Genomic DNA, 25,528 nt, shown 5'->3' with positions numbered 1-25,528 from the left:
TTGTAGTTTTGATATGAATGATTAATGCTGTTTGAAAAAAAGCCGCACTTGCGCTAGAGGTAAACGAAAGTGCGGAAAATTCAGAGAGTTACATTGAAATATGGGTTGGGCCGCTTAACGTTGGCGTGCTTTAAAACGGGGATTGCTCTTGCAAATGACGTACACTTTGCCTTTTCGGCGGACAATTTGGCAGTCGCGGTGTCGTTTTTTTGCAGTTTTCAGGGATGAGAGGACTTGCATCATTTATCCTTTCTGAAAGAAGACATCATGGATTGGTAACGTTGGTTGAACTTGCTGGCGCGACCTTCGACATTGATATTGCGTTGTTTGCCTGTGTATACGGGGTGGGACGCGGAAGAGGTATCAAGAGAGAAGAGGGGATACTCTACTCCGTCTTTCCAAACCATGGTTTTTCCGTGGGTATTGGCGCATGAACGGATGAGCCATCCTTGGTCTGCACCGCTGTCGTAAAACAGGACGGTACGATAGTTGTCTGGGTGGATATCGGGTTTCATTTCTTTCTCCAGTAAATGTTATGGTATAACATTATACTCCTAAAAAAAGAGCAGGCAAGTGTTTTTTGGTTTTTCTTTATCACGGGGTTGTGGCATTTTGATAAAATATGTTGTTTCAGATGGCCTTTTTTATGAGGCCGTCTGAAACATTTTGTTTTCTGATGATAGGAATATGATGTATCTGCATAAGGGTTTCAGATTGGGCGGTGCGGTAAGCAAGGTGATGCCGATTGTCCATGTATTGTCCAAGCTGGGGCTGTTGTTTTCATTACTGTTGGCCGTGCCGACACTGATGTCGTATTTTTATCACGACAGCGCGTTTCTCGTGTTTGCCTATACGGCTTTGACCGTATTGCTGGTGTCGTGTGTAACTTGGGTGTTGACGCTGCGTTTCAACCGTGAATTGCGGCCACGTGACGGATTTACCCTGGTATTGATGCTGTGGCTGGCTTTTGCTGTCGTGGCGGCGATGCCGATTTATTTTTATATGCCGTCCATGAGTTTCACCGATGCATTTTTTGAGGCGATGTCAGGGCTGACGACAACGGGGGCAACAGTGATTTCCGGCTTGGATACGCTGGATCCGTCGGTAAATTTTTGGCGGCACATGCTCAACTGGCTTGGCGGTATGGGTATTATCGTGCTGGCTGTGGCGATTTTGCCGATGTTGGGCGTGGGGGGGACGCAGCTCTTCAAAGCGGAAATTCCGGGTATGGATAAGGAAAGCAAGATGGCTCCCCGCATTTCGCAAGTGGCCAAACGGCTATGGTTTGCCTATGCGCTGACAACTGCTGCCGCCTTTGTATCCTTGCATATTGCCGGCATGGGCTGGTTTGATGCCTTGTGCCATGCGATGTCGGCAGTGGCCTTAGGCGGTTTTTCGACACATGATGACAGCGTTGCCTATTTTAATTCTGTAACAGTCGAATGGACGTTGATGTTTTTTACTGTCTGGGGCGGTATCAATTTCGCCAGCCACTTTACTGCGCTGGGCAACCGCTCCTTGCAGGTGTATTGGAAAGATGAAGAATGCCGTTCCATGTTGTTAGTTTTGTCGGGCAGTATTTTGATTTCGGCATTGTATTTATGGCAACAGGACGTTTATCAAAGCCTTGGCGAAGCTTTGCGCTTTGTCAGCTTCAACTTTGTGTCCATCGGATTGGCCAGCGGTTTCTCCAATGCTGACTTTGCCCAATGGCCGCTGATTGTGTCGCTGTGGATGTTTTTCCTGTCGAACGTATTGGCAAGCTCAGGCTCTATGGGTGGCGGTATTAAAAATGTGCGTGCGTTAGTGTTGTTCAAATTCAGCTTGCGCGAAATGCTGATTTTGCTGCACCCGCGTGCGGTTCGTACGGTAAAGGTCAACAATCGCTCCATTCCGGATCGCATGGCGCTGACCGTCATGTCGTTCATCTTTATTTATTTTATGACGGTCATCGTATTCAGCTTTTTACTGATGGCGGCAGGCTTGGACTTTTTATCCGCCTTTACGGCAGTCATTGCCTGTATTACCAATGCAGGACCGGGTTTAGGTGCAGTTGGTCCGTCGCATAATTATGCCGCGCTGAGCGATGTACAGAAGTGGCTGTGTACGGCGGTGATGTTGTTGGGACGTTTGGAGATTTTTACCGTTCTGATTTTGCTGACTCCGGCATATTGGAAGAAATAAGTTTGAGAAAAAGGCCGTCTGAAATTTCAGACGGCCTTTTTATAATGGCTGGGCTTAAGCGTATTGTTTGAGCAATTCTTTGAATTGTTCGCCAGTTTCAGGGTGTTTCAAACCATAAGCCACGGTTGCTTCAAGGTAACCCAATTTGCTGCCGCAGTCGTAGCGTTTGCCATCAAAAGCATGAGCCAATACAAACTCATGGTCGAGCAGGCGGGCGATACCGTCTGTCAGTTGGATTTCGTTACCGGCGCCTCGGGGCAGGTTGGTCAACAAGTCAAAAATACGCGGGGTCAGGATGTAGCGGCCGACAACGGCGAGGTTGGAAGGCGCTTCTTCCGGTTTTGGTTTTTCAACAATATTGACTACACGTTGATAGCTTTTCAGTTTTTCAACTTCAACGATACCGTAAGAGCCTGTTTGGGAAGGATCAACGGTTTCAACGCCTAAAACGCTGTTGCCGCTTTGGTCATACACGTCAACCATTTGTTTTAGCGCGCCTTTAGGCGCATCAATCAAATCGTCTGCCAAAATAACGGCAAAAGGTTCATTACCGACGGCAGCTTGCGCGCACAATACGGCATGACCCAAACCCAATGCTTCAGTTTGACGGATGTACATGCAGGTAATGTTGGAAGGCAAGATATCACGAACGTGCGCCAACAGTTTGTCTTTTTGACGCAATTCCAATTCGGTTTCCAACTCGTATGCTTTGTCGAAGTGATCTTCGATGCTGCGTTTGTTACGACCGGTGATGAACACCATTTCGGTACAGCCGGCTTCAACCGCTTCTTCAACTGCATATTGAATCAGAGGTTTGTCCACAATAGGCAGCATTTCTTTGGGGCTGGCTTTGGTCGCAGGCAAGAAACGGGTGCCCATACCGGCAACGGGGAAGACGCATTTTTTAATGGGTTTCATATTATTATCCTATTTTAACTGTGGGTTTATACCCCAAAAAGTGTAAAGATGTAGTCGTATGTAACAATAATACCACATGATAAGGAAGCAGTTGGCTTGAAAAGGCGGATTGCTTGTAGATACTGTCTTATCTCAGCAACGACAGTAATTCTTCTTCGGTTAATACGGCCACGCCCAAAGCTTGGGCTTTTTCCAATTTACTGCCTGCAGCTTCTCCGGCGACAACGTAGTCGGTTTTTTTGGATACGCTGCCGGAAACTTTACCGCCTGCAGCCTCAATCATGGCTTGGGCTTGGTCGCGTTTGAGTGTGGGTAAAGTCCCTGTTAATACAAAGGTTTTACCTGCTATGGCCTCGTTAATGCCGTCTGAAATAGTTTCATCTTGAAGATTAGACAGCGTTTGAGCAAAGAAAGTTTTCATATTTTCAAGCAGGGCTGCGTTTTGCGGTTTACTGCGCCATATTTGCCAATCGGCAGGCAACGCTTTGTCAGTTTGCAAACCTTCTATGCTTTGTCCGGCAAGCTCCCACAAGGCCAGCGCTTTGGTTTCGCTGATTTTAAAATCAGGCAGGCGGGCAATCCAGCGTTGCGGCTCGGCATGGCGTAACGGCGGGATAGTGACAGCCTGGCTTTGCGGGGCAACACCTACAGCCAGCAGCTCGTCTATCATCGCCTGTTGTGCTTCTTGGGCAAAAAAGTGGGCGATGGAGTGGGCAACCACTGTACCGATATCGGGCAGGCAGGCGAGGATGGGTTCGGGTGCATGGCGGACGTTTCCCAGTGTGCCGAATGCCTGTGCCAGCGTTTTGGCGGTGCGTTCGCCGACGTGACGGATGCCGAGGGCAAAAAGGAAGCGGGCAAGTTCAGGCGTTTTGCTGGCTTCTATGCCTGCGAGGATGTTTTCCGCCCATTTAGTTGGCTGTTTTTTACTGGTTTTGCTAAGCAGGGCATTGCCGCTCTCGCTTTCAAAGTCTTCATCAATCTCACTGTTTGATAGTTCTTCCTCATTAGCTGACGCTTTATCCGCCGTTTCCTTCATTTTTTGCAGGGTTGGGATATCGAGGCGGTAGAGGTCGGCGAAATGACGAACCAAATCTTGTGCTACCAGTTGCTCGATTTGTTTTTGTCCAAGTCCGTCGATGTCCATGGCTTTGCGTGAGGCGAAGTGGATTAAACCTTGCGCACGTTGTGCTTGGCAAAGCATGCCACCGCTGCATCGGGCAACCGCTTCGCCTTCTTCACGTTCGATTTCGCTGCAGCAGATAGGGCAATGGGTGGGCAAGCGGTAGGGTTTGTGAAGCGGTTCGGATCGGGTTTCAGAAGGTGTTTCGGCAAACAAATCGTCTTGCAGGCCGTCTGAAACAGCAATGTTGATCTTCTGCATTGGGCGGCGTTCAAAAATTACGCGCACCACCTCGGGAATCACGTCTCCGGCACGGCGCACGACAACTGTATCGCCAACGCGCACATCTTTGCGCGATACTTCGTCCTGATTATGCAGGGTAGCGTTGGTAACGGTAACGCCGCCGACGAATACGGGTTGCAGGCGGGCAACCGGGGTTACTGCGCCGGTGCGTCCGATTTGTACATCAATGGCTTCGACAATGGTCAATGCTTCTTCGGCAGGGAATTTGTGGGCAATGGCCCAGCGCGGCGCACGGGAGATGAAACCCAGTTTTTCTTGTTGCGCCAAGCTGTTGACTTTGACCACCATGCCGTCGATTTCATAAGGCAAAGTAGGGCGTTTTTGTTGCATTTTCTCGTAAAACGCTAATACTTCATTGATATTTGGGAAACAGCCGAAATTACCATCGGGCAGGCTGAAGCCGAGTTCTTTACAGTAGCTCAGCTCTTGCAGGTGTTCTTCCGCGACAAAACCGCCTTGTTGTCGAGCGATGGAATAGGGGAAGAAATGCAGTTTGCGCTGTGCCGTAATGCGCGAATCGAGTTGACGCAGACTGCCGGCGGCGGCATTGCGCGGATTGGCGAAAGGTTTTTGTCCGTTTTCAGCCTGTCGTGCGTTTAAAGCGGCAAAATCGGCTTTGAGCATCAGTACTTCGCCGCGTATTTCGATAAGCTCGGGAATATTTTCTCCATGCAGGCGCAGGGGAATGTTGGATACGGTTTTGACGTTTTGGGTAACGTCTTCGCCTGTTGTGCCGTCGCCACGGGTTGCCGCTTGAGTCAATACGCCGTCGCGGTACAGCAGGCTGATGGCCAGACCGTCAAATTTAGGTTCGATAACGTATTCCGGTTTTTCTCCGTTTAATCCGCCACGAACGCGCTCATCGAAAGCATACATTTCGGCATGGTCGAACACGCCGTTTTCATCTTGTGGCGAGAAGGCGTTGGTCAGCGACAGCATCGGTACTTCGTGGCGCACTTCGGCAAAGCCTGCCAAAGGCTCGCCACCGACGCGCTGTGTTGGGCTGTCGGGCAATTTGAACTCGGGGTAGTTCCGCTCCAATGCTTCAAGCTCACGGAACAATTTGTCGTATTCGGCATCGGGTACGCTGGGCGCGTCTAGGGTGTAGTATTCGTAGGCGTAGCGGTTGAGGAGGTCGGTCAGGTATTTGATACGTTGTTCAGTCGGATTCATTGTGTAATCGGAATAGAGTTTTCAGACGGCCTGATGATAGAGAGGCCGTCTGAAAATTGATGAATATTGAAGATGAAGGGATTTTACCTGAAAAAAGCGGATATGCCGTCATTGCATATCCGCTTTTTGATTGGGGAAGTTTAAGAGAACAGGCGCAGGGCTTGTTTGCTGCCGGGTTTTAGGCCGACTTTAAGCATTTCTTCCTGACGGGCTAAAACGTAGTTGCGTACGTCTTTGAGCCATTGGGTGGAAACTTCTTCCATTTGGTCGTTAACCAAATCTAAGCTGAGTTGGCCGGAGAGTTTGACAGCCAAGTCCATAAATTTGTCGAAAGTTTTTTCGCCGGCAGGAACATGCGGAATATCCAACAGCATGCTGAAGCCGCGGTAGGCTTGGTTGTCCAACAGAGGATTGGTAAACGGTTTGTTGTCCAAAGTATGGATGGAGAACAATTGAGGGTTGTTGTTGTCGCCGAAGTGGAACGCGCCGTCTTCACCCAGTTTGAAACCGGTTTCTTCCACGGCGGCACGCAACTCTACGCCGCTGATGTTGGAATGGGAAACCAAGTGAATGGCGATGGTTTGGTCAACACGCGCACAGAATTGGTCGAGGGCTTGTGCGACTTCGGTGAACGCATCCAAGTCGGTATGCAAAACTTTGCCGTCCATCAGTTGGGCAAAGGCATCAACCTGTTGGTCGAAGTGTTGCAGCTCTTCACGCGCTGCCAAACCGTTACGGCTGACAGCTTGCAGGCCCATAACGAAGCCTTGGTAGTAAACGCCCGGAATCGGCTCTGCAACACGGAAATGGTCGTCCATGGTGCAACCGATGATTTGGAAGCGGTGTGTGCTGGAAAGGCGCGGCAGTGCGTGCAATTCTTGGGCCTGTTTCAGGGAGATGTAGGCCATGTAGTCGAAGCGCGGGTCAAACCAAGGCAACTCGACTTGAGACAATTCGTCCAAGCTGATCAATGGTACTTGTGCCACAGGTTCGGCTGCGGTTTCAACCGGAGCAGAAGCGGCTTCGGCAGGGCTGACGGTAATTTCGTTGTTTAAGCCGATAACGGTGTGTTGGACTTTTTCTTCTGCGGAGAAGTCGTCTTCCATGGTCAGCTCGACATCGGTTTTAAGTTGGGCAGGATGAGCCAGTTTGGCTTTTGCCGCGTAGATTTCATCTTGCTCTTGCAGGTTGCGCAATGCCTCTTCGTTTTTTTTGTTTTTCTTGATAAACAAACCTTGGCCGCCGGTTTCTTTGCTGTCGCGGACGTGCTTGGTTTTGCTGGTTAAAAGTGCATCCTTATCGGAATGGCCGAATTGTTCACGCACTTGTTTGCGGTATTGGTTTTCCTGGTACATGTTGTAACCGATGACCGCCAAAAGGGCGGCGAGGGCTAAGACGATGAAAATCATGGAGTAATCACTTTTTAAAAAGGCAGCATTCCGTCTTTTTCAGGGTGCGGAATCTTGCTGCGTGGGAAGTTCGTTGGAGCCGGACTTTATGCGTCCGAATGAATAGCTGAATTATAACGAAAATAAACGGTTGTGACAGCATTATGTCTGCCAATCATTTCAGGCCGTCTGAAAGTTATCCGCGCCGGATGGGAAAACCTGCTTTTTGAAGGCGAGGCCAATCGAAGAAATGTCCGGGATCGGTTTTCCTGTCCGGAGCAATGTCCTGATGACCGGTAACGGCCTGAATCGGGTAATGTTTGGAAATGGCGGTCAGCAAGGCTTGCAGGCTGGTGTATTGTGCTTCGGTAAAAGGCTCGAAATCGCAGCCTTCCAATTCGATACCGATGGAAAAAGCATTGCATTTTTCTCTGCCTTGAAACGACGATACGCCGGCATGATAGGCCATGTCGTCGCAGGAAACGAATTGGACGGTTTCGCCCTTACGGCTGATGAAAAAATGGCTGGAAACGCGCAAGGTGTGGATAATGCTGAAGAAAGGATGCTCGTCAGGGTTGATTTGGTTGGTAAACAATTTTTCCACTGCCCCTGTGTTGTATTCAAAAGGAGGGAGGGAAATATTGTGGAGGACAACCAATGAGACGTTTTCATCCGGTTCGCGCGGGCTGAAATTGGGCGAATGAGTTTGGCGTGCATTCAGCCAACGGCCGTTTTGCCAAGTGTTTTTTAAAGGGGAATTCATGGTTTCAGACGGCCTTTCGGGATAGGAAAACATACGTTGGGTAAGGTGGCAGGCGTGGTGCGCTTGTTTTCGGTTATACTGTCGCCCGACACGTTCACAAACCAAGAATCCTACCATGCTGAAAAAATTGTTGAAATGGCTGGCCGTATTTTTGACGGCATTTGCCGCCGTGGTTGCCGCATTGTTGTTTGTTCCGAAAAACAACGGCAAACCATACCGTATTACCATTACCAAAAATCAAGGTATCTCTTCCGTCAGCCGTAAGCTGGCTCAAGACGGCATCGTTTATAACCGTTATGTGCTGGTAGCCGCCGCGTATGTGATGGGCGTGCACAACCAACTCAATGCCGGTTCTTACCGCCTGTCTGCCAAAGTATCGGCTTGGGACATTTTAAAACGCATTAAAAAAGGCCGTCCTGATTCGGTCAGCGTGCAAATTCTAGAGGGTGCACGGTTTGCACAAATGCGCCGTATTATCGACAACACTGCCGATATTTCCCATGATACGCGCGGCTGGAGCGATGAAAAACTGATGGCCGAAGTAGCCCCCGACGCTTTGAGCAGCAATCCCGAAGGACAGTTTTTCCCGGATAGTTACGAAATTGATGCCGGCGGCAGCGATCTTCAAATTTACAAAATCGCCTACCGTAAAATGCGGGAAAACCTGCAAGAAGCATGGGACGACCGTCAAAGCGGCCTACCTTATAAAAATCCGTACGAAATGCTGATTATGGCGAGTCTGATTGAAAAAGAAACCGCGCACGAAGACGACCGCGCCCATGTGGCCGCCGTATTCGTCAACCGCCTGAATATCGGCATGCGCCTGCAAACCGACCCGACCGTCATCTATGGTATGGGCGATGCGTATAAAGACAGAATCCGCAAAGCCGACTTGCAACGCGATACGCCTTATAATACCTATACGCGCAGCGGTTTGACGCCGACGCCGATTGCGCTTCCCGGCAAGGCCGCGCTTGAAGCAGCGGGTCATCCGTCTGATGAAAAATATCTGTATTTCGTCTCAAAAATGGATGGTACGGGCCTGAGCGAGTTCAGCCACAATCTTTCTGAACACAACGCCGCTGTACGCAAATATATTTTGAAGAAATAAACCGAATAGGCCGTCTGAAACATTTATAATCCCTGTTTCAGACGGCCTTTAAATTGACGATATCCATATGAAACCCAGATTTATTACCCTTGACGGCATAGACGGCGCAGGAAAATCCACCAATCTTGCCGTAATAAAAGCATGGTTTGAAAAACACCAACTGCCCGTATTGTTTACGCGCGAACCGGGAGGTACTCCGGCCGGAGAAGCATTGCGTGAAATCCTGCTCAATCCTGCCACCCAAGTCAGCCTGCGCACTGAAACCCTGCTGATGTTTGCAGCCAGACAGCAACACTTGGAAACAGTCATTCTGCCTGCCCTGAAAAACGGCACGCATGTCGTTTCCGACCGCTTTACCGATGCAACGTTTGCCTATCAAGGTGGCGGACGAGGCGTTCCCTTGCAAGATATTGCCACGCTTGAGCATTGGGTGCAGGGCGATTTTCGTCCAGATTTAACTTTGCTGTTGGATGTGCCTTTGGAAGTGTCAATGGCGCGCATCAACCAAACGCGTGAGAAAGACCGCTTTGAACAAGAAGAAGCCGAGTTTTTCAATCGGGTGCGCGAAGTATATCTGCAACGTGCTAACAAACAGCCGGAACGCTATGCCGTCATCGACAGCAGCCAAAGTCTGGACGCAGTAAAAAATCAGATTGAAACCGCGCTAGACAATCATTTTGGATTGAATGTTTAAGTTTAAATAAAATGCCGTCTGAAAGAAGGGTAATGTGGCGAAGAAATATTATTACAGAAGTTTTTAGACATAAAACCAAATAAAACGAAATATCAAAACAAATGTAATAAATATCGGTATGCGCCACCAAAATAACATGATAAAATTACGGTCCCTTACAAAGCCGGTCTGTTAACAATCCGACTTTAGAAATTTTAAATGTCTGAAGCAGCCTGTTTCAGACTTGTTCGCTGTAAAATCTCTCTCGCAAACAGGATCGATAAATGGAAAATTCATTAAAAGAAGCCGCCCTGCAGTTCCACGAATTCCCCGTGCCGGGCAAAATCTCCGTTACCCCAACCAAATCTCTGGCCACTTCTAAAGATTTGGCGTTGGCGTACTCTCCGGGCGTAGCCGCTCCTTGTATGGAAATCCATGCCGATCCGCAAACTGCCTACAAATACACTGCCAAAGGCAATTTGGTTGCCGTGATTTCCAACGGTACCGCAGTGTTGGGTTTGGGCAACATCGGCGCATTGGCCGGTAAACCTGTAATGGAAGGCAAAGGCGTATTGTTCAAAAAATTCGCCGGCGTTGACGTATTCGATATCGAAATCGATGAAAAAGACCCTCAAAAATTGGTAGACATCATCGCTTCTTTGGAACCGACTTTCGGCGGCATCAACCTCGAAGACATCAAAGCGCCTGAGTGCTTCTACATCGAACGCGAATTGCGCAAACGTTGCAAAATCCCTGTATTCCACGACGACCAACACGGTACCGCCATCATTACCGCTGCCGCTGTACTGAACGCTTTGCGTTATACCGGCCGCAAAATCGAAGAAGCAACTTTGGTGTGCTCCGGCGCAGGTGCGGCCGCGATTGCCTGCTTGAACCAATTGCTGGATTTGGGTTTGAAACGCGAAAACGTGACCGTTTGCGACTCCAAAGGCGTGATTTACAAAACCCGCGAAGACAAAGACCGTATGGACGAGTCCAAACAGTTCTACGCTATTGAAGATAACGGCCAACGCGTATTGGCCGATGCCGTTAAAGGTAAAGACATCTTCTTGGGTCTGTCCGGCGCAAACCTGCTGACGCCTGAAATGCTGAACACCATGAACGAAAAACCAATCGTGTTCGCTATGGCAAACCCAAATCCGGAAATCCTGCCTCCATTGGCAAAAGAAACCCGTTCGGATGTAGTAATCGGTACCGGCCGCTCAGACTTCCCGAATCAAGTAAACAACGTATTGTGCTTCCCGTTCATCTTCCGTGGCGCATTGGATGTCGGCGCGACCACCATCAATGAAGAAATGAAACGCGCTTGCGTATACGCTTTGGCTGACTTGGCAATGGAAGAGGTAACTGAAGAAGTAGTTGCCGCTTACGGTAAGAAATTTGAATTCGGTGCGGAATACCTGATTCCTACCCCATTCGACTCCCGCCTGTTGCCTCGCGTTGCTACAGCTACTGCTAAAGCAGCAATGGAAAGCGGCGTGGCTACCCGTCCAATCGCCGACTTGGATGCGTATGCTGCTAAACTGGCCGGTTTGAAATTGTAATCCGGTAAGTAGTATTTGATTGAAAATGCCGTCTGAAAGTTGTATTTCAGACGGCATTTTTGTTTGTCGCGTATTTTATAGAGAGTTTAATGAAACGGCTGGAATGATGAACATGGTAAGCTGTCGATTCAAAATAGGCGTGGAAATATGAATTGCTTTCTAAAATAGGTTTCTTATTTTTGAGCCGCTTTGATTTTGCAGAATTGGTATGGGTTTCAAATACAACATTTTTGCCAGTCTTTAAAAAAATATCAGGCCGTCTGAAATTGGGTTTTCAGACGGCCTAAGTTAATGAAACGGTTTATTTTTGCCAATAGGTTTTGACGTTGACGAATTCGTACAGCCCGAATTCTGATAGCTCGCGTCCATAGCCTGAAGCTTTGACACCGCCAAAGGGAAGGCGCAGGTCGCTGCTGGTGTGGCGGTTGATAAAGACAGAGCCTGCTTGGATTTTTTCGGCATATTTCCATGCATTTGCCGTGTCGGCTGTGTAGATACAGGCGCCGAGGCCGAAAGGTGTGTCATTGGCAAGCGCAACGGCGTGATCCGGATTGTCGGCGCGTAAGATCATGGCGACCGGGCCGAAGACTTCTTCGTGCCAAACGCGGCAGTTTGGGTTGATTTGATCCAATACCGTGGCAGGGTAAAACCAGCTTTCTCCCTCAGGGATATAGCCGCCGCTTAAGCATTGCGCACCGTGTGCAACCGCATCTTGAACCTGCTCGTGTACGGTTTGACGCAAGTCTTCACGGTGAAGTGGGGCAAGGGTGGTGTTCGGGTCTTTGGGGTTGCCGGTTTGCAGTTTGGCGCACTCGGCAAGGAAAAGCGGGATAAACTGTTCGGCAATATCTTGGGTAACAACGATGCGTTTGGCGGCGTTGCAGGATTGCCCGGCATCACGGAAACGAGAATAGCAGGCATCGATGGCTGCGCGTTGCAGATCGGCGTCGGGCAGGATGATAAACGGATTGCTGCCGCCCAGTTCAAGGACGGTTTTTTTCAGATGTTTGCCTGCATGGGCGGCCAGCAGGCGGCCCGTATGGGTCGAACCGGTAAACGCCATGGCATCGGTATCTTCAATGGCTTTAAGCGTGTCTTCATGGCTTAACCATGCGCCGATAAGCGGCAAACCTTTGGGGACAAGACCGAAGAGGGCCTCGCTGACGCGGGCGACACTGGGCGCAGGTTTGACCGCACAGGCATTGCCGGCACAGAGGGCAGGGATGGCAAATCGTAAAATCTGCCAAACAGGATAGTTCCACGGCATGACTGCCAAAACAACGCCCAAAGGCTCGAAGCGGACTTGGCTGAGGCTGGCTTGGGTGGCGATGGTTTTATGGGCTAGCAGTTCGGGCGCGAGGCGAACGTAGTAGCGGATAAGCTCGATGGATTTGCTGATTTCGGCACGGCATTCGTGCAGGCAGCGTCCGACTTCTTCGCAAACCATTTCGGCGAGGCGTTCTTGGTTTTGGGTGAGGCTGTCGGCAAATTGCTGTAAGAGGGCGGTGCGCTCGATAATGCTTGATTGTGCGAAGGTTTGCTGAAGGGTTTGGAGGCGGTTTAATTCGTCGGTAAATTCAGTGTAGCTTTGTGCTGGTCGGCGGCAAATGGTTTCACCGGTAAAGACATGGGTGCTGTGAAACATGGTTGGCTCCTTTGTTTTTATGTTTTTATGAGGCCGTCTGAAAATGTTTCAGACGGCCTTTTATTGTGATAATTGTACTTCAAGCGACCAGTTGGGGAAAAATAGATTTTAGGCCGGCAACAATAATCTCTACGGAAATGGCGGCAAGCATCATGCCCATAATGCGGTTGAGGATGGTCAGGCCAGTCGTGCCCAAGCGTTTACTGATGCGTCCGGCAACGATCAGGATGAGATAGCAAATCAGGCTGACCAGAAAGCCGGAGATGATAATTAGAGCAATATCGCTGTAATTTTTGGCGGCAGAGGAGTAAATAATGACGGTAGAGATACCACCGGGGCCGATGGTAATCGGAATGGCAATGGGTACGACGGCAATGGCTTTTTCATTGCGGCGGACTTGTTGCGCACTTTGATGTTCTTCTGAATGGGAATCAATTTTGGGTTTGGCAGGATTATCGTTGCCGTTCATTAAGGAGATGGCAATCAGCAAAACCAGAATACCGCCGCCGACTTGGAAAGAGCCCACGCTGATACCGAGTACTTTCAACAAGATACCGCCGCCCAGCGCAAAGACGACAATCACGATGAAAACGGCTAGTGCGGCAGTACGCGCAATTCTGCGTTTTTCTTTGGTGCTGTGGTCTTGCGTCAGGTCAAGATAAATCGAGAGTGCGCTGAAGGGGTTGATCAGTACAAGAAGTGCAACGAGAAGTTTGCCGATTTCTACACCTAATTCCATATTATTCCTTGCTTGCAGTCAGGTCGTCGTTGTCCATATTACGACGGCGGAGGTTTTTGTGTTCGTTGGCAATACCCATCAACAGGGCGAGCACCACCATGATGGAAAGCGTAGCCGTACCGCCGTAGCTGACCAAGGGGAGAGGGACGCCGACAACGGGCAAAATACCGCTGACCATGCCCATGTTTACAAAGGCATAGCAGAAAAAGGTCATGGTCAACGCGCCTGCCAGAGTACGGCTGTAAAGGGATTGAGCTTGCGCGGCAATCCACAATCCGCGTGCCAAAATGATAAGGTAAACCAGCAGTAAAAGGATATTGCCAATCAGGCCGAATTCTTCGCCGAATACTGCGAAAATAAAGTCAGTCGTTGATTCGGGAATATAGTCCAAATGGGTTTGCGTACCGTTGAGCCAGCCTTTACCCCATACGCCGCCCGAACCGATGGCAATCATGGATTGGATGATGTGGTAGCCTGCGCCTAACGGGTCTTTGGTTGGATCGAGCAGAGTGAGGACGCGGGTTTTCTGGTAGTCGTGCATGCCGTAATTCCACAAGAGCGGCAAAGCGGCCACAAAGGCAATAATGGCGGCAAAAATAGCCTTCCAAGGCAATCCGGCAAAGAAGATGACAAAAATACCCGAAGCCATAATCAGCGCGGCTGTACCGAGGTCGGGCTGTTTCAAAATCAGGGCGACAGGAACAAGAATCAGAACGAGGGCGACAATATAATGTATCCATTTCAGACGGCCTTCATAGCGTTGGAAATACCACGCGACAGTCATGGGAATACCGATTTTCATGATTTCGGAAGGTTGGATACGGGTAAAGCCGAGGCTCAGCCAACGGGTCGAACCGTTGACGGTAACGCCGGCAACTTCGACGCCAATCAGCAGTAATACGCCGACAATATAAACAGGCAGGGCAACTTTGGCAGCCGTTTGCGGCTTGAATACGGCGATAATCCATAACAGGGCAAAGCCCAAAACGGTATGGATGGTTTTGTTTTCCAATTGGCCGAACTCTTGCCCGTCTGCAGAATAGAGCAGGAATAGGCTCATGATGTAGATAGCGAGCATGGCAAAAAACAGCCAAGGGTCAATCGGGGCTGTAATGGTGGATTTGAACGTTTTCCACGCTGATGTGTTATTCATGATGAACCTCCGGCTGTGAGGCAGGGCTTGTCGGAGTCAGTCCGTAGGCAGATTGGAAAATGCTGGTAATAGGCTGATGCTTGTCCATTGTTTCAGTTTTGGCCAAATCTGCCTCAAGGCCGTCTGAAAACTGTTGCGGCTTGACATTAAGCATATAAAAATCAGTCATTTCACGGGCCAATGGCGCGGCATACGCACCCCAACCGCCGTTTTCCAAAATAACGGCAATGGCAATTTCAGGTTTTTCCAATGGCGCAAACGAGATAAACCATGCGTGGTCGCGGTGTTGTTCGCGCAGGGCTGCGGCATTGTAGCGGCCGCCCTGTTTGATTTGTACGACCTGGGCCGTACCGGTTTTACCGCCCATCGTATAAGCGAGTCCGCCACCGATACGGTGCGCCGTACCACCCGGTTTCAATACCTTTTCCATTGCGCGTTTGACGTATTCGAAGTTATCGGCTTTGAACGGAATTTGACGCTCAGGATTGGGATTGATACGGGTAATTTTGCGCGCGCCGAAATCCAATACTTCTTTGACCAAATGCGGCTGATGAACGACCCCGTTATTGGCCAGAGATGCTGTCGCATGTGCCATTTGCAAAGGCGTGTAGGCATTGTAGCCTTGGCCGATACTGACGGAAACCATCTCGCCGGCGCGCCATTCTTTGGCAGTCGGGTCGGAAGATTTGGCAAAGCGTTTGGCTTTCCATTCGCGGCTGGGCAAAACGCCTGTGTATTCGCTGGGCAGGTCAATGCCGGTTTTTTGGCCAAAACCGAATTGCGCCAGATACGGAGAGGCTTTATCAATACCCATCTCGTAACCCAAGCGGTAGAAGAAAGTATCTGAGGATACTTGAATGGCTTTGCTCAAGTTGGCCGAGCCGTGACCGCTGCGGACAGAGTCGCGGAAAATATGGCGGCTGCCAGGTATGCTCCATGCGCCGGGAGCGGGGACAATGGTGTTTTGAGTGATTTTTCCGCTTTCCAACAAAGCCATGCCCATAAAGGGTTTGAATGTAGAACCCGGCGGATAAAGGCCTTGGGTAACGCGGTTGATCAAAGGCTTTTTCCAATCGTCATTCAGCATTTTCCAAGTATCGCTGTCGATGCCGTCAATAAAGAGGTTGGGATCGAAGGAAGGTTTGGAAACAAAAGCCAAGACAGTACCGTCTTGCGGATTGATGGCCACCAATGCGCCACGGCGGTCGCCCAAGATTCGGTCGGCTTCCTGCTGCATACGGATATCCATCCCTAGGCGCAAGGTTTGCCCCATTTTGGACGGGACATTTTTCAATACGCGGACGATATTGCCGTAAGCGTCTTTTTCGACTTCCTGATAGCCTGGAATGCCATGAAGCTGGTGTTCGTAATATTTTTCCAAGCCGGATTTGCCGATATGCGTACTGCCACGGTAGAGGGCGGTCAGACCTTCTTCTTCCAACATTTCTTTGTCTTTATCGCTAATACGGCCGATGTAGCCTAAGAAATGGGAGGTCAGTTTGCCGTAAGGATATTCGCGGAATGTGCGTGAGTTGATCTCTACACCTTTGAATTCGCGCAGATGCACGGACAAACGGGCGACCTCTTCATCGGTCAGCCTAAGCTTGAGCGGGATATTTTCAAATTTTCGATAGCTTTCGCGGTATTTTTTGAAGCGTTTTAAATCTGTCGGCGTGATATCGACGTATTTTTTCAATGCTTCAATAACATCTTCCATCTTGCCTTCGATGCGGCTGGGAATAACTTCGAGCGAAAAGACGGGATAGTTTTTGGCTAAAGGAACGCCGTTGATATCGACGATTTCGCCGCGTACGGGCGGCGTTGGAATCAGGGTGATACGGTTGCTTGATGCTTGACCGGAAAACTCATTGTGTTGAGTTACTTGCAGGTAGAAGAACCGCGCCAGTAAGATGGAAAAGAAGATGACAATCAGGATAAAGGCAACGAGCAGGCGCAACAAAGCATCGGCTTGTGCTGCCTGAGCGGAAGGTTTTTTGGTATGTTGACCACCGGAAAGACGGCGTGGAAGAATCGGTTTCATCTTTTCAGTGGGAGCGGTAAATACGGGTCACGATCAGCATCAGCTGGCTGAGTATCGGCCAAAGCAATGCGCCGACAAATGGGGCAACAAAGCCTTGCAAAGTAATGACCTGATGATTGAGGAACAGACGGGCAACAGTTAAGACGGCCTGATTGATAAGCAGCGCAGCCAAGACAGCGGCCAATTGCATAATATGGCCGTAAAGCATGATTTGGCGGCGGCGGTTTAAGATGAAATAAGTCATCACGACGTAAGACAGGGCGTGCAAGCCCAAAGTCGCGGCGGTTGCTGCATCGACAATCAGACCGATGGCAAAAGCCAGTCCCATGCCTGCGCGTTGCGGTTGGTGCAATGCCCAATACAGCAACATCAGTGCCGTCATTTCAGGCAGCCAGAAGAATCCGTCAAAGGAAAACGGCATAAAGTCCAGTATCATCATCACAATGAGACTGGCCGCCATGATGTGCAGCGGTACTGCACGGTAAGAATCGTCAAAATCGTTCATGAAATCAGCGTGGGGAAGAAGGGCCGGAAGAAAGTACCAAGACAAAACGGCTGCTGCGTAAAGCGGCCAAAGGCGTCAGTTGCGTATCGTAATAAGGTGTTCCCGATGCGCGGACAACCTTGCTGACGGTTGCAACGGGAATCCCCGCCGGATAAGTACCATCCAGGCCGGAAGTCAGCAGAATATCGCCGGGTTTCAAGTCTGAGCCGGTTGGAAAATAGCGCAAATCCAAACCGTTGCCATTGCCGTATGCCAAATTGCGTTCACCGGTGCGGCTGACGGCTACGGGGACAATGCTTTGTCCACTTGAGATCAGTTCAATTTCCGCGCTTTGTGTGTGAACTTGTGTCAACAGGCCAATCAAACCGCTTTGATCGATGACTGCATCGCCAACTTTCAAACCGTCTTGGCTGCCCTTGCCGATAATCAGTCTTTCGGAAAGCGGATCTTTGCCATTGGAAATGACTTCCGCACCGATAACGTTGTGAATGCCTTTTTGTTGCAAACCATACAGTTTTTTCAATTCGCGCAATTCATCGGTATTGACTTTATCCCGCTGCAAATCGATTTTCAGACGGCCATTTTCTTCTAAAAGCTGGCGGTTCTGTTCCAAGAGCTCGGATTTGGACTGGGAGAGGTCGGCAAAATATTGATAAAGTTGAACAGGTTGATTCGCCAGCCATTGAACAGGGTAGAGCATGGGCATTACTGCCGCACGCACCGGCTGCATCAATGAAAAGCGGTAATCGGCCACCATCAGGCCGGCAGCCAGAGTGATATAAACGACAAAACGAGGCAACAGCTTAGGGCCTTTTGCCTCGTCAAAGCGCAAAGAAGAGCGTTCCATAACCATCTACCTTATGGGTTTTCCGTAAACACGGTATCCCATTTGCCGATATAGTCCAAAGCCTTACCGGCACCATAGGCGACACAGTTCAGAGGCTGGTCGGCAATGCCGACGGGCAGACCGGTTGCATCGGCCAAGACGGTATCGATACCGTGCAGAAGTGCGCCGCCGCCGGTCAGCATAATGCCGCGGTCGGCTATGTCGCCGGCCAGTTCGGGCGGAGCTTGTTCCAAAGCCAGACGGACGGCGCGGATGATTTGATTTACCGTTTCACTCAATGCTTCACGGATTTCATTTGACGTAACCGCCAAGGATTTAGGCGTACCTTCGGCCAGGTCGCGGCCTTTAATGCGCATGGCTGTTTCGGTTTCAAAGCCCGAGGCCGAGCCGATTTGTTTCTTCAATTCCTCTGCCGTCGCTTCGCCGATCAAGACGCCGCGATGTCGGCGCAGGTAATGGATGATGCTTTTATCGAATTCATCGCCGGCTGCGCGGACAGAAGCAGAGTAGGCCATACCGCCCAGTGAAAGAATACCGATCTCAGTCGTACCGCCGCCAATATCGACAATCATCGAACCTGCCGCATCTTCAATCGGCAAGCCCGCGCCCAAAGCGGCGGCCATCGGCTCTTCAATCAAATGCACGCTTGCCGCGCCGGCGGCAAACGCCGAATCCAAAATTGCTTTACGTTCCACTTGGGTAGAGCCGCCAGGAACACAGATAACCACACGGGGCGGAACCAAAGATCGTCCTTCAGTGGCTTTTTTAATCAACATACCCAGCATACGCTCGGTAATCACAAAATCAGCAATCACGCCGTCCCTCATCGGGCGGACGATTTCAATATTGCGCGGCGCACGGCCCTGCATTTTTTTGGCTTCCGTACCAACTGCCATAATTTTACTTTTATTGCCTGCGCCGGATTGAATCGCAACCATGGACGGCTCATCCAAAACAATCCCTTTGCCGCGTACAAAAATCAGCGTGTTGGCCGTGCCCAAGTCGATGGCAATATCATTGGAGAGGAAACGAGATAAAAGACGAAACATAGGATTCCTGAAATTCCGGCCCAGCCCGGATGTGTTTAGCATTATTTAAAATAAGAAAAACAGGTACACGGTTTTAGACGGATAAATGCACCCTTTAAAGGCCGTCTGAATTAAAACACCATGCCAACCTGTTTGGTTTTCGGTTATAATTCTTCGCTTCATAGAAGACGAAATGCAATGATACCCCAAACCCAAGAGGCATTGCTATCAGACAAGGATTTTTTATGGCTTTAAGCTTAAATGATGTGGAAAAAATCGCAAAACTCTCGCGCCTCACTTTAACGGACGAAGAAAAAAACAAAACGCTTGCCGAGTTGAACGACATTTTCGCCATGGTTGAAAACATGCAAAGCGTCAATACCGACGGCATCGAACCCATGGCGCATCCGCACGAAGCCGCTTTGCGTCTGCGCGAAGATAAAGTAACTGAAACCGACCACGCTGCAGAATATCAGGCGGTTGCCCCCGAAGTGCGCAATCGTCTGTATATCGTTCCTCAAGTGATTGAGGAATAAGGCTTCAGACGGCCTTTGCTTATCGGCAAACCCCTATTGCAAGGCCGTCTGAAAGGATATTTTGTTCAGACGGCCCGATTTATTGATTTAAACGGATGTTTTCAATATCTGTTTTGAAAACAAAAACTGTTTTATAGAAAGTACGGCACAATGACCGCTTACACGCTCAAACAAGCCAGCAGCCTGCTGCAATCCAAACAAATTTCTGCAGTCGAATTGGCGACCGAATATTTGGCCGCTATTGCTGCGAAAAATCCTGCCATCAATGGCTATGTGACCATCGATCAAGATAAGACCCTTGCTGAAGCCAAGGCAGCCGATGCGCGTATCGCGGCCGGTAATGCAACGGCTTTGACCGGTGTGCCGGTTGCTTACAAAGATATTTTCTGCCAAACAGGTTGGCGCAGTGCATGCAGCTCCAAAATGTTGGATAACTTTGTTTCTCCTTATACTGCCACAGTGGTGCAAAACCTGTTGGATGCCGGCATGGTGACCCTTGGCCGTACCAATATGGACGAGTTTGCCATGGGTTCGACCAATGAGACTTCGTTCTACGGCGCAACCAAAAACCCGTGGAATCTTGAACATGTTCCCGGCGGTTCGTCAGGCGGTTCGGCTGCTGTGATTGCGGCGCGTTTGGCACCGGCTGCGTTGGGTTCGGATACCGGCGGTTCTATCCGTCAGCCTGCATCGCATTGCGGTATTACCGGCATCAAGCCGACTTACGGTACGGTTTCACGCTTCGGTATGGTTGCTTATGCTTCCAGCTTTGACCAAGCCGGTCCTATGGCGCAAACGGCCGAAGACTGTGCGATTTTGTTGAACGCTATGGCCAGCTTTGACGAGCGCGATTCCACCAGCTTGGAACGCGACAAAGAAGACTACACCCGTGATTTGGACAAGCCGCTCAAAGGTTTGAAAATCGGTTTGCCTAAAGAATATTTCGGTGAAGGCGCGGATGCCGATGTTCAGACGGCCTTGCAAAGTGTTATCGATTTGCTCAAAGCACAAGGTGCGGAGACTGTTGAAGTTTCCCTGCCGCAAACATCATTGTCGATTCCTGCTTATTACGTTCTTGCCTCTGCTGAAGCAAGTACCAACTTGTCCCGTTTCGACGGCGTACGTTATGGCCATCGTGCAGCGCAATTTGGCGATTTGGAAGAAATGTACAGCAACACCCGTGCCGAAGGTTTCGGCAGCGAGGTTAAGCGCCGTATCATGATCGGTACTTATGTATTGAGCCATGGTTACTACGATGCGTACTACCTGAAAGCGCAAAAATTGCGCCGTCTGGTTGCCAATGATTTTCAGACGGCCTTTGGTCAATGTGATTTCATTTTGGCGCCGACTGCACCGACTGCTGCGCCGAAACTTGGCAGCGACATTCAAGACCCTGTGCAAATGTACTTATCCGATATTTACACTATCGCCGTGAACCTTGCCGGTTTGCCTGCACTGACCCTGCCTGCCGGTTTCAGCGCAAACGGTCTGCCGATTGGTGTGCAATTTATCGGTAACTATTTCTCTGAAGCCAAAATTTTGGGTGCCGCACATCAAGTTCAACTGAACAGCGATTGGCATACTAAAGCACCGGAGTAAGGGCAGGGAGTCTATATGCCTGAAAAGTTTTCTTTTCCAGGATTTAAAACTGTTTATCAGAATGCGCCAAAGTTTAAAACGCAGCATTTAAAATTTACATTGAGGACATTGTGGTATCGTAAAGAAATTAAGGCATTTGAGCAGTTTGTAAATACTTCGAAAATATGCCAAAGTTTTTTTAGTGAAATGCCTCAAGATGCCTATCCTTTGATACATGAATTTGTTGATAAACAATTTAGTGGTGCCGATAGATTAAAAATTATGCAGTCAGATTTTGAGGCTGCAGAAAAGCTTTTTGGAAAAGAAAGAGTAATGGGTATGAAAACCCGTTCCTTTCATATTGTTTTGGCAAAACCTTCAGACGGCCTTGAGATTTGGCTTAACCGAAATGACAATTGTGTCGATGAGGGAATGTGGTCTCTTTCTTTGCGGGAAGACGGTGGAAAACGGCTGTATATGGCAACTTTTGCCTTTGTAAATAATATGCTGCTTGCCGCCTCTCTTCAGGGGCCTGCAGGAGAAGAGGCGAAAGATATAGTCCGGAGCTCAACTAAGAGGCTGCATGGATTGCGTCCTCAACAACTGATGGTGCATGCATTGCAATATTTTGCTATTGCACTAAAGCTGGATGGTGTGATTGGTATTACACAAGATAGGCAAGTTAAGCTACGTTGGCGCTTAAAGAAACGTGTCAAAATGAATTATGACCAATTTTGGCAAGAGCATGGTGCCCGAAAAGGTGTTGATGGATTATGGCATCTGCCAAAAGAGCCGATACGTAAGGACTTTGAGGAAATTGAAAGCAAAAAACGGTCTATGTATCGTAAGCGTTATCAGATGTTAGATGAAATAGAAATGCAAATAAGAAATGTTTTAGCATCTACAAATTAAACTATCATCTGACGAGAATACATGTTATGAATACAACCGACTTCATTCAAATCATTGGGACAGCCGCGTTTGCCATTTCCGGCTATTTGGTCGGCTACAACAAGCGGTTGGATGTACTCGGTGTCGTCATTACTGCGTTATTGACGGCTGTCGGCGGCGGCGTGATACGCGATGGCTTGGTCGGCCGGATTCCGCAAGTATTTTTGCAAACCGATGCGCTGATAGTCGTGTTTGCCACGCTTGCCATCGCATGGTTGATAAGGGTGCAACGTTATCGCAGCACCTATTTGGCCGCTGCTTTTATTATTGCCGATGCCATCGGTTTGGCAGCGTTCAGCATTACCGGCGCACAAATCGGTATGGCCTTGCAGCTCAATCTATTCGGCGTTATTTCTTTGGCTTTTGTGACAGCCGTTGGCGGCGGTATTGCGCGCGATATTTTGGTCAATGATGTGCCGATGATTTTGCGCACCGACCTTTACGGCAGCGTGGCCATTTTGATTGGCGGATTGATTTATCTGTTCGGGCATTTGGGCTGGATTAATATTTTTACGTTAAACCTGCTCTTTGCCGGTGGATTGTTGTTTCGCCTGACTGCATACCGTTTCCATTGGCAACTACCCGGTTTCCAACGCCGCAGGAAATAAACTTATCTTACAGACGGCCTGTTATGGTTTTTTATTCAGGCCGTCTGAAAAACGAATCACTCATTTAACCGATTAACTTTTTTTCGACAGAAAGACCCTTATGACTTGGGAAACCGTAATCGGACTGGAAATCCACGTCCAACTCAACACCCAATCCAAAATCTTCAGCGGCGCATCCACTGCATTCGGTGCCGAGCCTAATGCCCACGCCAGCGTGGTTGAGTGTGCGTTGCCGGGCGTATTGCCGGTAATGAACCGCGAAGTCGTCGAAAAAGCCATCAAACTCGGTTTGGCTTTGGATGCGAAAATCAATCAGAAAAACGTGTTTGACCGTAAAAACTATTTCTATCCTGATTTGCCGAAAGGCTATCAAATCAGTCAGTTGGATTTGCCGATTGTTGAACACGGCAAACTGGAAATCGTGGTGGGCGATGAGGTTAAAACCATCAATGTTACCCGTGCGCACATGGAAGAAGATGCGGGTAAATCCGTACATGAAGGTTTGAACGGTGCTACCGGTATCGACTTGAACCGTGCCGGTACGCCTTTGTTGGAAGTTGTCTCCGAGCCTGAAATGCGTTCCGCAGCCGAAGCTGTGGCATATGCTAAAGCGTTGCACGGTTTGGTGACTTGGCTGGATATTTGTGACGGTAATATGGCGGAAGGCTCGTTCCGCGTTGATGCCAACGTTTCTGTACGTCCCAAAGGTCAGGCGGAGTTCGGCACACGCCGTGAAATCAAAAACCTCAACTCTTTCCGCTTCTTGGAACAAGCCATCAATTATGAAGTAGAAGCGCAAATTGAAATCTTGGAAGACGGCGGTAAAGTACAGCAGGCAACCATGTTGTTTGACCCTGAAAAAGGTGAAACCCGTGTGATGCGTTTGAAAGAAGATGCGCACGATTACCGCTATTTCCCAGATCCAGATTTGCTACCGGTCATTATTTCAGACGGCCAATTGCAGAAAGCCAAAGAGCAAATGCCTGAATTGCCGTATGAAATGGCGGCGCGTTTTGTTGCCGATTACGGTGTGTCTGACTATGATGCGCGCCTGTTGACTGCCAGCCGCGCCCAAGCTGCCTATTTTGAAGAAGCAGCCAAAGCCTGCGGCCAAGGTAAATTGACGGCGAACTGGATGAACGGGGAGCTTGCCGCTATCTTGAACAAAGAAGGTTTGGAATTGGCTGAAAGCCCGATTACAGCTCCACGCCTTGCCGAGTTGGTTGCTAAAGTTGCGGATGGAACATTAAGCAGTAAACTGGCGAAAAAAGCTTTTGAAGCAATGTGGGCTGAGCCTGAAGCAGGTATTGCCGAAATCATCGAGAAACATGGTTTGCAACAAATTACTGACACTGGTGCAATTGAAGCGATGGTGGACGAAGTGTTGGCAAACAATGCGAAAGCCATTGAGCAATTCCGTTCCGGCAATGAAAAAGCCTTGAATGCGATTGTCGGCCAAGTGATGAAAGCAAGTAAAGGCAAGGCCAATCCGGCTCAAGTTCAAGAGTTGATTAAAGCCAAATTAGCTTGATAGATAGGACGGGCCGTCTGAAAAATAGGTCTTATTTTTCAGACGGCCTTTATTTTTAATTCTAAAATTATTCTAAATACCATGACACATACTATTACCTTATCAGATGAAATCACATTTACGGCAAACGAGGATGAAACCGTTCTTGCTGCCGCGACCCGTCAGAATTTAAATCTGCCTCATTCTTGTAAAAGCGGTGCTTGCGGACAATGTAAGGCCGAGTTGATGAGTGGTGAATTTGAGATGGGCGATCATATTGATAAAGCCATCAGCACAGAAGAAAAAGTGCAGGGTAAAGTGTTATTGTGTTGCACTACTGCGAAGAGCGACCTCAAAATCAATGTGCCTGGGTTTAATCCGAATGCTTTGCCGGTGCGCACTTTGCCTGTACGCATTGAAACGATTGAACTCAAACATGATGTTGCTTTGTTGCGATTGGCTTTGCCTAAAGCGCCGTCATTTGTATTTTATGCTGGACAATATATTGATTTGCTGCTTCCTGGCAATATCAGCCGCAGCTATTCAATCGCCAATTCGCCTGACCAGGAAGGCATTTTGGAATTGCATATCCGCAAACGTGAAAACGGCGTATGCTCAGAAATGATTTTTGGTGCCGAGCCTAAAATCAAAGAAAAAGGTATTGTCCGTGTTAAAGGTCCATTGGGTACGTTTACTTTGCAAAAAGGCAGCGATAAACCGATTGTTTTGTTGGCAACGGGTACAGGTTATGCCCCTATCCGCAGCATTTTGCTTGATTTGATTTATCAGAATAGCGAACGTCAGGTTCATTTCTACTGGGGAGCACGTCAGCAGGCGGATCTGTACGCATTGGAAGAAGCCGAAGCATTAATAGGCCGTCTGAAAAATGCGAAATTCTCGCCGGTTCTTTCTAAGCCTGATTCCGATTGGAAAGGGGAGAATGGCTATGTGCAAGATGTTGCTGCGCAAAATTATCCTGATTTGGGCCAATATGAAGTTTATGCTTGCGGATCACCAGAGATGACCGAAAGTGCACATGGTTTACTTACTCAAAAATGCGCTTTACCGGAAGATGCCTTTTTCTGTGATGCTTTTTCACCGGCATAGGAATATATTTTACGGAATTCATATGTTTGGATAAGGGTATTAAGCATAGAGTTTGACGACAATTCGTTTGAAGAAGAGA

General features: G+C 49.0%; 23 protein-coding genes. 10 read left to right on the top strand and 13 right to left on the bottom strand.

Features of this window, described 5'->3' with window-relative positions; translation table 11 throughout:
* Positions 1 to 114: 114 nt before the first annotated feature.
* Both ykgO and ACTHR2_RS06680 read right to left on the bottom strand, forming a co-directional pair.
* Positions 115 to 240 (bottom strand): type B 50S ribosomal protein L36, encoded by a 126-nt coding sequence (ykgO, locus tag ACTHR2_RS06685; RefSeq protein ID WP_003685279.1) that lies wholly within the window; start codon positions 238 to 240, stop codon positions 115 to 117.
* A complete protein-coding gene (locus ACTHR2_RS06680) occupies positions 240 to 515 on the bottom strand; it encodes a type B 50S ribosomal protein L31 (protein WP_263337250.1) in 276 nt (91 codons plus the stop codon). The genes ykgO and ACTHR2_RS06680 overlap by 1 nt, the downstream gene beginning before the upstream one ends.
* A 172-nt stretch (positions 516 to 687) precedes the next feature.
* Here ACTHR2_RS06680 and ACTHR2_RS06675 point away from each other — a divergent pair, with 172 nt between their 5' ends.
* On the top strand, positions 688 to 2,184 hold the full coding sequence (locus tag ACTHR2_RS06675; RefSeq protein WP_263337248.1) for a TrkH family potassium uptake protein: 1,497 nt from the start codon (positions 688 to 690) through the stop codon (positions 2,182 to 2,184).
* A gap of 54 nt (positions 2,185 to 2,238) precedes the next feature.
* Here the strand turns inward: ACTHR2_RS06675 and galU are convergent, their stop codons facing one another.
* From galU to ampD, 4 genes are all read right to left on the bottom strand, one after another.
* The gene (gene galU, locus ACTHR2_RS06670; protein WP_263337246.1) at positions 2,239 to 3,102 is read right to left on the bottom strand and encodes a UTP--glucose-1-phosphate uridylyltransferase GalU; all 864 of its coding nucleotides are present in this window, start codon (positions 3,100 to 3,102) and stop codon (positions 2,239 to 2,241) included.
* A 127-nt stretch (positions 3,103 to 3,229) separates the two neighbouring features.
* The gene (ligA, locus tag ACTHR2_RS06665) at positions 3,230 to 5,701 is read right to left on the bottom strand and encodes an NAD-dependent DNA ligase LigA (RefSeq protein ID WP_263337245.1); all 2,472 of its coding nucleotides are present in this window, start codon (positions 5,699 to 5,701) and stop codon (positions 3,230 to 3,232) included.
* Positions 5,702 to 5,841: 140 nt separating this feature from the next.
* Entirely contained in the window at positions 5,842 to 7,110 is a 1,269-nt protein-coding gene (locus ACTHR2_RS06660) for a cell division protein ZipA C-terminal FtsZ-binding domain-containing protein (RefSeq protein ID WP_263337243.1), read from the bottom strand.
* A gap of 175 nt (positions 7,111 to 7,285) precedes the next feature.
* A complete protein-coding gene (gene ampD, locus ACTHR2_RS06655) occupies positions 7,286 to 7,852 on the bottom strand; it encodes a 1,6-anhydro-N-acetylmuramyl-L-alanine amidase AmpD (protein ID WP_263337241.1) in 567 nt (188 codons plus the stop codon).
* 115 nt (positions 7,853 to 7,967) lie between these two features.
* Here ampD and mltG point away from each other — a divergent pair, with 115 nt between their 5' ends.
* The 3 genes from mltG to ACTHR2_RS06640 all read left to right on the top strand — a co-directional run bounded on the left by mltG (position 7,968) and on the right by ACTHR2_RS06640 (position 11,201).
* Entirely contained in the window at positions 7,968 to 8,963 is a 996-nt protein-coding gene (gene mltG / locus ACTHR2_RS06650; RefSeq protein WP_440375516.1) for an endolytic transglycosylase MltG, read from the top strand.
* A gap of 67 nt (positions 8,964 to 9,030) precedes the next feature.
* A complete protein-coding gene (gene tmk, locus ACTHR2_RS06645) occupies positions 9,031 to 9,657 on the top strand; it encodes a dTMP kinase (protein ID WP_263337237.1) in 627 nt (208 codons plus the stop codon).
* 263 nt (positions 9,658 to 9,920) lie between these two features.
* Positions 9,921 to 11,201, top strand: a complete 1,281-nt coding sequence (locus tag ACTHR2_RS06640; protein ID WP_263337226.1) for a malic enzyme-like NAD(P)-binding protein — start codon at positions 9,921 to 9,923, stop codon at positions 11,199 to 11,201.
* Between the two features lie 301 nt (positions 11,202 to 11,502).
* Here the strand turns inward: ACTHR2_RS06640 and ACTHR2_RS06635 are convergent, their stop codons facing one another.
* The 7 genes from ACTHR2_RS06635 to ACTHR2_RS06605 form a co-directional block, all read right to left on the bottom strand.
* Complete coding sequence (locus tag ACTHR2_RS06635; protein WP_263337223.1) at positions 11,503 to 12,846, bottom strand: aldehyde dehydrogenase family protein; 1,344 nt, start codon at positions 12,844 to 12,846, stop codon at positions 11,503 to 11,505.
* A 79-nt stretch (positions 12,847 to 12,925) separates the two neighbouring features.
* Positions 12,926 to 13,585, bottom strand: a complete 660-nt coding sequence (locus ACTHR2_RS06630; RefSeq protein WP_070625463.1) for a MarC family protein — start codon at positions 13,583 to 13,585, stop codon at positions 12,926 to 12,928.
* A gap of 1 nt (position 13,586) precedes the next feature.
* Positions 13,587 to 14,738, bottom strand: a complete 1,152-nt coding sequence (gene rodA, locus ACTHR2_RS06625) for a rod shape-determining protein RodA (protein ID WP_263337216.1) — start codon at positions 14,736 to 14,738, stop codon at positions 13,587 to 13,589.
* Positions 14,731 to 16,779, bottom strand: coding sequence for a penicillin-binding protein 2 (gene mrdA, locus ACTHR2_RS06620; RefSeq protein WP_263337213.1), 2,049 nt, complete (start codon positions 16,777 to 16,779; stop codon positions 14,731 to 14,733). The genes rodA and mrdA overlap by 8 nt, the downstream gene beginning before the upstream one ends.
* 4 nt (positions 16,780 to 16,783) lie before the next feature.
* A complete protein-coding gene (gene mreD, locus ACTHR2_RS06615) occupies positions 16,784 to 17,284 on the bottom strand; it encodes a rod shape-determining protein MreD (RefSeq protein WP_263337211.1) in 501 nt (166 codons plus the stop codon).
* Positions 17,285 to 17,288: 4 nt separating this feature from the next.
* Positions 17,289 to 18,131: a rod shape-determining protein MreC gene (gene mreC, locus ACTHR2_RS06610; RefSeq protein WP_263337206.1), complete on the bottom strand. Its 843-nt coding sequence runs from the start codon at positions 18,129 to 18,131 to the stop codon at positions 17,289 to 17,291.
* A gap of 11 nt (positions 18,132 to 18,142) precedes the next feature.
* Complete coding sequence (locus tag ACTHR2_RS06605) at positions 18,143 to 19,180, bottom strand: rod shape-determining protein (protein WP_039862245.1); 1,038 nt, start codon at positions 19,178 to 19,180, stop codon at positions 18,143 to 18,145.
* Between the two features lie 224 nt (positions 19,181 to 19,404).
* On the opposite strand from ACTHR2_RS06605, the gene gatC reads away from it, so the two are divergent.
* The 6 genes from gatC to ACTHR2_RS06575 all read left to right on the top strand — a co-directional run bounded on the left by gatC (position 19,405) and on the right by ACTHR2_RS06575 (position 25,449).
* Positions 19,405 to 19,695, top strand: a complete 291-nt coding sequence (gatC, locus tag ACTHR2_RS06600; RefSeq protein ID WP_003685110.1) for an Asp-tRNA(Asn)/Glu-tRNA(Gln) amidotransferase subunit GatC — start codon at positions 19,405 to 19,407, stop codon at positions 19,693 to 19,695.
* Between the two features lie 150 nt (positions 19,696 to 19,845).
* Positions 19,846 to 21,294, top strand: a complete 1,449-nt coding sequence (gene gatA / locus ACTHR2_RS06595; RefSeq protein WP_263337195.1) for an Asp-tRNA(Asn)/Glu-tRNA(Gln) amidotransferase subunit GatA — start codon at positions 19,846 to 19,848, stop codon at positions 21,292 to 21,294.
* Between the two features lie 15 nt (positions 21,295 to 21,309).
* The gene (locus ACTHR2_RS06590; RefSeq protein WP_263337192.1) at positions 21,310 to 22,185 is read left to right on the top strand and encodes a VirK/YbjX family protein; all 876 of its coding nucleotides are present in this window, start codon (positions 21,310 to 21,312) and stop codon (positions 22,183 to 22,185) included.
* Between the two features lie 26 nt (positions 22,186 to 22,211).
* Positions 22,212 to 22,832, top strand: a complete 621-nt coding sequence (locus tag ACTHR2_RS06585; protein WP_263337189.1) for a trimeric intracellular cation channel family protein — start codon at positions 22,212 to 22,214, stop codon at positions 22,830 to 22,832.
* A 100-nt stretch (positions 22,833 to 22,932) separates the two neighbouring features.
* Positions 22,933 to 24,363, top strand: coding sequence for an Asp-tRNA(Asn)/Glu-tRNA(Gln) amidotransferase subunit GatB (gatB, locus tag ACTHR2_RS06580; RefSeq protein ID WP_263337187.1), 1,431 nt, complete (start codon positions 22,933 to 22,935; stop codon positions 24,361 to 24,363).
* 81 nt (positions 24,364 to 24,444) lie between these two features.
* On the top strand, positions 24,445 to 25,449 hold the full coding sequence (locus tag ACTHR2_RS06575; protein WP_263337185.1) for an FAD-binding oxidoreductase: 1,005 nt from the start codon (positions 24,445 to 24,447) through the stop codon (positions 25,447 to 25,449).
* Positions 25,450 to 25,528 lie beyond the last annotated feature (79 nt).

The sequence above is a fragment of the Neisseria sp. P0006.S004 genome (assembly GCF_051963015.1).
In the GTDB taxonomy this organism is placed as follows: domain Bacteria; phylum Pseudomonadota; class Gammaproteobacteria; order Burkholderiales; family Neisseriaceae; genus Neisseria.
Note: the sequence above shows the minus strand (reverse complement) of the source record. Positions and strands in the feature narration are given on the sequence as shown.

Coding starts and splice junctions, on each gene's coding strand:
- ykgO (WP_003685279.1), bottom strand. CDS start 240: ATGCAAGTCCTCTCATCCCTGAAAACTGCAAAAAAACGACACCGCGAC.
- ACTHR2_RS06680 (WP_263337250.1), bottom strand. CDS start 515: ATGAAACCCGATATCCACCCAGACAACTATCGTACCGTCCTGTTTTAC.
- ACTHR2_RS06675 (WP_263337248.1), top strand. CDS start 688: ATGATGTATCTGCATAAGGGTTTCAGATTGGGCGGTGCGGTAAGCAAG.
- galU (WP_263337246.1), bottom strand. CDS start 3,102: ATGAAACCCATTAAAAAATGCGTCTTCCCCGTTGCCGGTATGGGCACC.
- ligA (WP_263337245.1), bottom strand. CDS start 5,701: ATGAATCCGACTGAACAACGTATCAAATACCTGACCGACCTCCTCAAC.
- ACTHR2_RS06660 (WP_263337243.1), bottom strand. CDS start 7,110: ATGATTTTCATCGTCTTAGCCCTCGCCGCCCTTTTGGCGGTCATCGGT.
- ampD (WP_263337241.1), bottom strand. CDS start 7,852: ATGAATTCCCCTTTAAAAAACACTTGGCAAAACGGCCGTTGGCTGAAT.
- mltG (WP_440375516.1), top strand. CDS start 7,968: ATGCTGAAAAAATTGTTGAAATGGCTGGCCGTATTTTTGACGGCATTT.
- tmk (WP_263337237.1), top strand. CDS start 9,031: ATGAAACCCAGATTTATTACCCTTGACGGCATAGACGGCGCAGGAAAA.
- ACTHR2_RS06640 (WP_263337226.1), top strand. CDS start 9,921: ATGGAAAATTCATTAAAAGAAGCCGCCCTGCAGTTCCACGAATTCCCC.
- ACTHR2_RS06635 (WP_263337223.1), bottom strand. CDS start 12,846: ATGTTTCACAGCACCCATGTCTTTACCGGTGAAACCATTTGCCGCCGA.
- ACTHR2_RS06630 (WP_070625463.1), bottom strand. CDS start 13,585: ATGGAATTAGGTGTAGAAATCGGCAAACTTCTCGTTGCACTTCTTGTA.
- rodA (WP_263337216.1), bottom strand. CDS start 14,738: ATGAATAACACATCAGCGTGGAAAACGTTCAAATCCACCATTACAGCC.
- mrdA (WP_263337213.1), bottom strand. CDS start 16,779: ATGAAACCGATTCTTCCACGCCGTCTTTCCGGTGGTCAACATACCAAA.
- mreD (WP_263337211.1), bottom strand. CDS start 17,284: ATGAACGATTTTGACGATTCTTACCGTGCAGTACCGCTGCACATCATG.
- mreC (WP_263337206.1), bottom strand. CDS start 18,131: ATGGAACGCTCTTCTTTGCGCTTTGACGAGGCAAAAGGCCCTAAGCTG.
- ACTHR2_RS06605 (WP_039862245.1), bottom strand. CDS start 19,180: ATGTTTCGTCTTTTATCTCGTTTCCTCTCCAATGATATTGCCATCGAC.
- gatC (WP_003685110.1), top strand. CDS start 19,405: ATGGCTTTAAGCTTAAATGATGTGGAAAAAATCGCAAAACTCTCGCGC.
- gatA (WP_263337195.1), top strand. CDS start 19,846: ATGACCGCTTACACGCTCAAACAAGCCAGCAGCCTGCTGCAATCCAAA.
- ACTHR2_RS06590 (WP_263337192.1), top strand. CDS start 21,310: ATGCCTGAAAAGTTTTCTTTTCCAGGATTTAAAACTGTTTATCAGAAT.
- ACTHR2_RS06585 (WP_263337189.1), top strand. CDS start 22,212: ATGAATACAACCGACTTCATTCAAATCATTGGGACAGCCGCGTTTGCC.
- gatB (WP_263337187.1), top strand. CDS start 22,933: ATGACTTGGGAAACCGTAATCGGACTGGAAATCCACGTCCAACTCAAC.
- ACTHR2_RS06575 (WP_263337185.1), top strand. CDS start 24,445: ATGACACATACTATTACCTTATCAGATGAAATCACATTTACGGCAAAC.